The sequence below is a fragment of the Amycolatopsis sp. ATCC 39116 genome, assembly GCF_000231075.2.
GTDB lineage: Bacteria > Actinomycetota > Actinomycetes > Mycobacteriales > Pseudonocardiaceae > Amycolatopsis_E > Amycolatopsis_E tucumanensis.
The window spans coordinates 45,583-52,105 of the sequence record NZ_AFWY03000055.1 but is presented as its reverse complement, the minus strand read 5'-3'; the positions used below and the strand labels follow the sequence as shown (position 1 = coordinate 52,105).

Genomic DNA, 6,523 nt, shown 5'->3' with positions numbered 1-6,523 from the left:
CCGCCGAGGACTGCCGCTCGGCGGGGCTGCCGCCTCGGCGGGGTTGCCAGTCGAGCGGGGCGGTCGCCCGTCGGAAGGGGTGGCGACCGTGCTGGCCGCACTGCCCCGTAGGGCGGCGCGTGAGCTGCGGTCCGTCTTCCGCCCGCTCGACGAGCGTTACCTGGCGCGCGGTGGCCGACCCGCAGTCGTATCGCGTGCGAACGTTGCTCCTGTGACGCCACAGGCCGGAACCGTCGAGGACACCCGCTCGGCGGGCTGCCAGTCGAGTGGCGCGGTCGCGCGTCGGAAGGGGTGGCGGCGGTGCTGGACGCACTGCCCCGTAGGGCGGCGCGTGAGCTGCGGTCCGCCCTCTGGACGAGCGCTACCTGGCGCGCACCGTCGCTGGTTCGGAGACGCATCGCCTGCGAGCGCTGCTCCTGTGACGCGTCAGGCCGTGCCGCCGACGGCTGTCCACGGCGGCGACCCACGCGCCGCCCACGCCGGAACCCGATGGCCATGTCGCGCGTGGCCGCCGGCCTCAGTGCGGCCGCCGGGACGCCGGGGTCGCGAGCCGGAGCCGGCTCCGCCGCGCTGTCCCGGGCGCCGGCGGCGCCACCCGGCGTCCAACGGCAAGCGATCGGTCGCCCCGAGCCAGGCTCCCCGCCGGGCCTCCTCACTCAGGCCAACCCGGGCCGGATCAACCCCGTCTCGTAGGCCAGCACCACCGCCTGCACGCGGTCCCGCAGTCCGAGCTTCGCCAGGATCCGTCCCACGTGCGTCTTCACCGTCGCCTCGGAGAGGAACAGCTTTTCCGCTATCTCCACATTGGACAGGCCCTTCGCGATGAGCACCAGCACCTCCCGCTCCCGCTCGGTCAGCACGTTCAGCTCGGCCTCGTCGCGCAGGGGGCCGCCGCCGCTCATGAAACGGTCCAGCAGCCGCCGCGTCACCGACGGCGACACCACGGCGTCCCCGGACGCCACCGACCGCAGCGCCGACACCAGGTGGTCCGGCGGCGTGTCCTTCAGCAGGAACCCGCTGGCCCCGTTCTGCAGCGCCGCGTACACGTACTCGTCCAGGTCGAACGTCGTCATCACCAGCACCCGCGACGTGCCGGCCTCGACGATCCGCTTCGTCGCCTCCACCCCGTCCATCACCGGCATCCGCACGTCCATCAACACGACGTCCGGCCGCAGCGAACCGGCCAGTGACACCGCGTCCGCGCCGTTGCCCGCCTCGCCGACCAGGTCGATGTCGTCCTGCGCGCCCAGCACCATGCGGAACCCGACCCGCATCAGCTCCTGGTCGTCGACCACCACCACGCGGATCACGGGTCGAGCCTCACCGGGAAGCTCGCGTGCACCCGCCAGCCACCCCCCGGCCGCGGTCCCACCTGCAAAATCCCGCCGAACAGGTGCGCCCGTTCGCGCATCCCGATCACCCCGTTGCCTCCCGGCAGGTCCGGCCCGGGCACCAGCTCCCGCGCCTTCCCGGCCCCGTCGTCCACGATCTCCACGTCCACCAGGTTCTCGGTCCGCCGTACCCGCACCTCCGCCCGGGCCCCCTGTCCGGCGTGCTTGAGCGTGTTGGTCAGCGACTCCTGCACGATCCGGTACACGCCGAGCGACACCCCGGCAGGCAGTTCGGCGAGCGACCCGTCGATCGACAACTCCACCGGCACCCCCGCGGTCCGCACCCGCTCCGCCAGGTCGGCCAGCGACTCCGCGGTCGGCTGCGGGATGCGCGGCTCCCCGGCCACCTCTTCGTTGCGCAGCACCTGCAGCAGCCGCCGCAGCTCGGTCAGCGCCTGCCTGCCCGTCTCGGAGATCGTGCGCACCGCCCGCTCGGCCAGCTCCGGGTTGGACCGCAGCGCGTAGGACGCCCCGTCGGCCTGCACCACGATCACGCTCACGGCGTGGGCGACCACGTCGTGCAGCTCCCGCGCGATCCGCCCGCGCTCCTCGGCCACCGCGATCCGCCCGGCCTGGTCGCGTTCGGTCTCCAGCAGGTGCAGCCGCGCCTCCATCTCCGCGTGGTAGGCCCGGCGCGCGCCGACGAACTCGCCGAGCACCCAGCACAACGCGAAGGTCAGCCCGATGAACAGCAGCGGCGCCCAGCCCTGCGGCGACCAGCCCGCCCACATCTGCACCACGCTGACCGCGGCCTGCGCGAGCAGGTACAGCGCGGCCTGCCGCCGCCCGACGTAGACGACCACCGTGTACAGCGCCACGCAGCTCGCCGTCGCGCTGCCGACCCCCAGCTCCAGCGCGCTGTGCGGCACTGTCATCAGCAGGATCACGTAGGCCGTGACCACCGGGTACTTCCGGCGGAACGCCACCGGCCCCACCATCGCGAGGTCCAGCGGGATCGCCACGTACCACCGCTGACCCTCGCTGGGCTCGGCCCGCGCGACCAGGAACAGCAGGTCCATGAGCAGCAGCAACACGGCGAGCAGGACGTCCCCGACCATCGGGTGCGTCCGCATCCACAAGCTCAGTCGCCGCACACCGTTCACTCTAGGTCGGCGGCGGTCCACTCCGCGTCATCCCGAGGTATCACCGCACGTGGGACTTCGGGCCGAGCTTCATGGCAGGATTCGGGGGCACAACGCAGGCACCGGGAGGGGGCGACGTGACGGCGACGACGGATCAGGGCCGCCTGGCCGGTCCGCTGTCCGTGTCGGTAGCCAACCTCTGCCGCCGCCTGCAGCCGCAGGTTTCCGCCCGCACCGCCGCCGGGTTCGCCGAGGTGCTGCGCCGCCTCGGCGCGCCGCTGCAGGTCGCGGTCGCCGGGCGCATCAAGTCCGGCAAGTCGACGCTGGTCAACGCGCTGATCGGGCGGCGGGTAGCGCCGACCGACGTGGGCGAGTGCACCCGCCTGGTGACCCGCTTCCAGTACGGCACGGTCGACCGCATCGAAGTGGTCTTCGCCGGGGGTCACAAGCAGGTGCTGCCGTTCGCGCCGGACGGGTCGATCCCGGCCGAGCTGGGCGTGGACATCAGCAAGGTCTCGCACATCGAGGCGTACCTGACCAGCGCGGTCCTGCAGGAGATGACCGTCATCGACACCCCCGGCCTCGGCTCGCTGGACGCCGCGTCGGTGTCGCGCACCGAGCAGTTGCTGGGCGCGGCCCAGGCCGAAGAAGGCGGCGACGAGCTGGACGAGACCTCGCGCAACGCGGTCGCCGGCGCGGAGGCCGTCCTCTACGTCGTGACCCAGGGCGTGCGCGCGGACGACCAGCAGGCGCTCGCCGCGTTCACCGCCGCGACCGCGAGCCGCGAGGCCGGCCCGGTCAACGCGATCGCCGTGCTGAACAAGGCCGACACCATCCCGCCGGAGTCCGTCGAGGGCTCCGGCGGCGACGTGTGGCGGGCCGCGTCGATCCTCGCCGAGAAGCAGGGGCTGCTGCTCAAGCCGCGGGTCGCCGACGTGCTACCGGTGATCGGGCTGATCGCCGAGTCGGCCGAGTCGGGCAACTTCACCTCCGCCGACGCCGACGCGCTGCGCCAGCTGGCCGCTCTGGACGACGCGACGCTGGAGACCATGCTGATGGCGGCCGACATCTTCACCAGCTGGGACTGCGACGTCCCGGCAGGCACCCGCCTGCGGCTGCTGGAGAAGCTCGACCTCTACGGCATTCGCCGCGCCATCGACGCGATCCGCGCCGACTCGACGATCACCGCGGGCGCCCTGCGCAGGCTGCTGCTCAGCGCCTCCGGTCTGGACGCCGTCCGCGCCCGGCTGAACACGGTCTTCGCCGCCCGCGCGGACGGGATCAAGGCCGCCGCCGCGCTCGCGTCGGTCACCGCGCTGGCGCACGCCTCCGGTGACCCGGCCGAGCGGCAGCGCGTGCACGACGCCATCGAGGTGCTGCTCGCCAAGCCCGAGGCGCACCAGCTGCGGCTGCTGGAGGCGCTCACGCTGGTCGTGGCCGGCGCGGTCGACATGCCCGAGGACCTGGCCGAAGAGGTCCTGCGGGTGGGCAGCAACGCCGACATCGACGAGCAGCTGGGCCTGCCCGGCGCGTCCCGGCCGGAGCTCGCCGCGCACGCGCTGGAGCGCGCCGGCTGGTGGCGGTCGTTCGCGTCCTTCGGCGCGACGCCCGCGCAGAGCCGGGTCGCACACGTCGTGCACCGGGCGTACTTCCTCATCTGGCAGCAGCTGAGATGAACGAGGGGTGGTGAGCGTGGCTTCCTGGTTCCGGCGCCGGTCCGCGGACGACTCCCCGACCGGGCAGATCCCCGGCGCGCAACTGGCGAAGATCATCGACGAAGTCGAGGGAACCACAGCGGCGCAACCCCCGTCCAACACCGATGTGAACCGTGTATCCGATCTGGCCGCCGCCGGCCCGGAAGCGCTGGAGCAGGCGCGGGCCGACCGGCAGGAGCTGATCCAGCTCTGCCTCTACGCCCTGGACCGGGCGCGCAGCGGGGGCGTGGTCGAGCGCCTCGAACAAGGGCTGGCCCGCGTCGGGGTCGAGGCGGTGCGGCCGGACGGGCAGCGGTTCGACCCGTCCGTGCACGAGGCGGGCGGCGCGATCAAGACCGACGACCCGGCGCTGGACGGCGTGGTCGCCGAGACCGAGGTCGTCGGGTTCACCGACGGCGGCCGCCTGCTGCGCGCGCCCGTCGTGACGGTCTACACGAAGCGCTAAGGTCCGGTCGTGACCGCTCCGCCGCTCTCGTCCCTGCCCAACCAGGTCAAGCAGGCCCGCGAAGCACTGCTGACCCTGCTGCGGGAGAACGACCCGAAGGCGGCGGCGTGGGTCGAGGAGGTCCGCCGGTCGCGGCCGAAGAAGCCGCAGGTGGTGGTGGTCGGCGAGACCAACCGCGGCAAGAGTTCCCTGGTCAACGCGCTGCTGGCGACCCCCGGTCTGTCCCCGGTGGACGCCGACGTCGCCACCGCCGGCTACCTCGTCTTCGACCACGCCCCGGAGTGGGGCGCGCAGGCCTGCTACCCCGGTCAGCTCGCGCCGGTCGCCGTGCCGCTGCCTGAACTCGTTCGCTGGGTCTCGGCCGCGCACGAGCTGCCCGACGGCCAGCTGCCGCCGCGGTACGTCGAGGTCACCGGCCCCGTCCCGATCCTGGAGCGTGTGTCGCTGGTGGACACCCCCGGGGTCGGCGGGCTCGATTCGATGCACGGCGAGCTGGCCGCCGAAGCCGCGGCGAACGCGACCGCGCTGCTGTTCGTCGTCGACGCGTCGGCCCCGTTCACCGCCGGTGAGCTGGAGTTCCTGCGCCGCGTCGGCGATCGGGTGGAGACCGTGGTGTTCGCACTGTCCAAAACGGACGCCTTCCGCGGCTGGCGCGAGGTGCTGGAGGCCGACCGTCGGCTGCTGGCCGAGCACGCGCCGCGCTTCGCAGACGCGGTGTTCCACCCGGTGTCGGCGCGGATGTTCGAGATGGCCGCGAAGGCGCCGAACGAGCAGGCCGCGGTGATGCTGCGGGAGCGGTCCGGGGTGATCGAACTGCAGGCCGCGCTGCAGGAACTCGTCGTCGGCCGCTCGGCGATGCTCGGCGAGGCCAACACGCTGCGAGCGCTGTCCAGCGCGCTCGGCGAGGTGCACGCCGGGCTGCTGGCCGAGCAGCGGGCCCTGTCCTCCGGCGAGGCCGAGGCGGAGCGGTTGCGTGAGCGGCGCGACGAGCTGGCGGCCGAGCGCAAGACGTCCACCCGCGGCTGGCAGCTCAAGCTGCGCGGCGAGATCCAGCGGGCCAGGGTCGACCTCGGCCACGAAACCAGCCGCCAGGTCCGGGACGCCCAGTCCTACTTCCGCGCCCAGATCGACAACGCCAAGCGCGACCAGCTGACCCAGCTGCCGCAGCAGGTGGACGCGGCGCTGCAGATGATCTCCCAGCGCGTGTCGGCGACGATGGCGCAGCGGCTGAACCGGGTCACCGAGATCGCGCTGGCCGAGCTGTTCGCGCCGGAGGAGCTGGACGTGATCCGCTCGCAGTTCCTGCGCGCGGGCGGGCCGCAGGTGGTGCTGCGGCCGCCGGACCGCAAGCCGTCCACACCCGAGGACAAGCTGCTCATCTTCATGGGGATCTCCGGCGGGGTCGGGGCGGGCAAGATCGCCGCGCTGCCGCTGGCCGGGGTCGCCCTGCTCAACCCGGTCGTGTTGCCCGCGACGATCGTCGTCGGCCTGGGCGCGGGCTGGTGGATGGCCCGCACCCGGCGGCACGCGGCGGACAAGCAGCACCTCAAGCAGTGGCTGGTCGAGTCGATCGCGGAGGCGCGCTCGATTCTCGACCAGCTGGTCGCCGAGCAGCTCATCGAGGCCGAGCAGCAGCTGTCGCTGGCGCTCGACGAGGCGCTGTCCCGCCGGATCGACGCCATCGAGGCCGAGCTCAAGCAGGTCGACAAGTCGATCAAAATGGGCGCGCAGGAGCGGGCGAAGAAGCTGGCCGCGGTGAGCCGGAAGCTGAAGGAGACCGGTGACGGCCGTGATCGGGCCGAGACCCTGCTCGGGCGCATCCGCACCCTGCGTGAGCAGGCCTGAGAGGGTCGGTTGTGCCGGGGAACCGAACCGGCCTAACGTGAGTCA

Annotated in this window: 5 protein-coding genes; 3 read left to right on the top strand and 2 right to left on the bottom strand. The window is 73.0% G+C overall.

Annotation, left to right across the window (positions count from 1 at the left end; genetic code table 11):
- Positions 1 to 656: 656 nt before the first annotated feature.
- Both AMY39116_RS0335105 and AMY39116_RS0335100 read right to left on the bottom strand, forming a co-directional pair.
- Positions 657 to 1,310 (bottom strand): response regulator transcription factor, encoded by a 654-nt coding sequence (locus AMY39116_RS0335105; RefSeq protein WP_020422271.1) that lies wholly within the window; start codon positions 1,308 to 1,310, stop codon positions 657 to 659.
- Complete coding sequence (locus AMY39116_RS0335100; protein WP_020422270.1) at positions 1,307 to 2,449, bottom strand: sensor histidine kinase; 1,143 nt, start codon at positions 2,447 to 2,449, stop codon at positions 1,307 to 1,309. The genes AMY39116_RS0335105 and AMY39116_RS0335100 overlap by 4 nt, the downstream gene beginning before the upstream one ends.
- 116 nt (positions 2,450 to 2,565) lie before the next feature.
- Here AMY39116_RS0335100 and AMY39116_RS0335095 point away from each other — a divergent pair, with 116 nt between their 5' ends.
- The 3 genes from AMY39116_RS0335095 to AMY39116_RS0335085 are packed head-to-tail and all read left to right on the top strand — an operon-like array spanning position 2,566 to position 6,478.
- Positions 2,566 to 4,149, top strand: a complete 1,584-nt coding sequence (locus AMY39116_RS0335095) for a dynamin family protein (protein WP_157358798.1) — start codon at positions 2,566 to 2,568, stop codon at positions 4,147 to 4,149.
- Positions 4,150 to 4,156: 7 nt separating this feature from the next.
- On the top strand, positions 4,157 to 4,633 hold the full coding sequence (gene grpE, locus AMY39116_RS0335090; RefSeq protein WP_020422268.1) for a nucleotide exchange factor GrpE: 477 nt from the start codon (positions 4,157 to 4,159) through the stop codon (positions 4,631 to 4,633).
- A gap of 9 nt (positions 4,634 to 4,642) precedes the next feature.
- Positions 4,643 to 6,478 carry a dynamin family protein gene (locus tag AMY39116_RS0335085; RefSeq protein WP_020422267.1) on the top strand — a complete coding sequence of 612 codons (1,836 nt, stop codon included), beginning with the start codon at positions 4,643 to 4,645 and terminating at the stop codon, positions 6,476 to 6,478.
- The last annotated feature ends 45 nt before the right edge of the window (positions 6,479 to 6,523 follow it).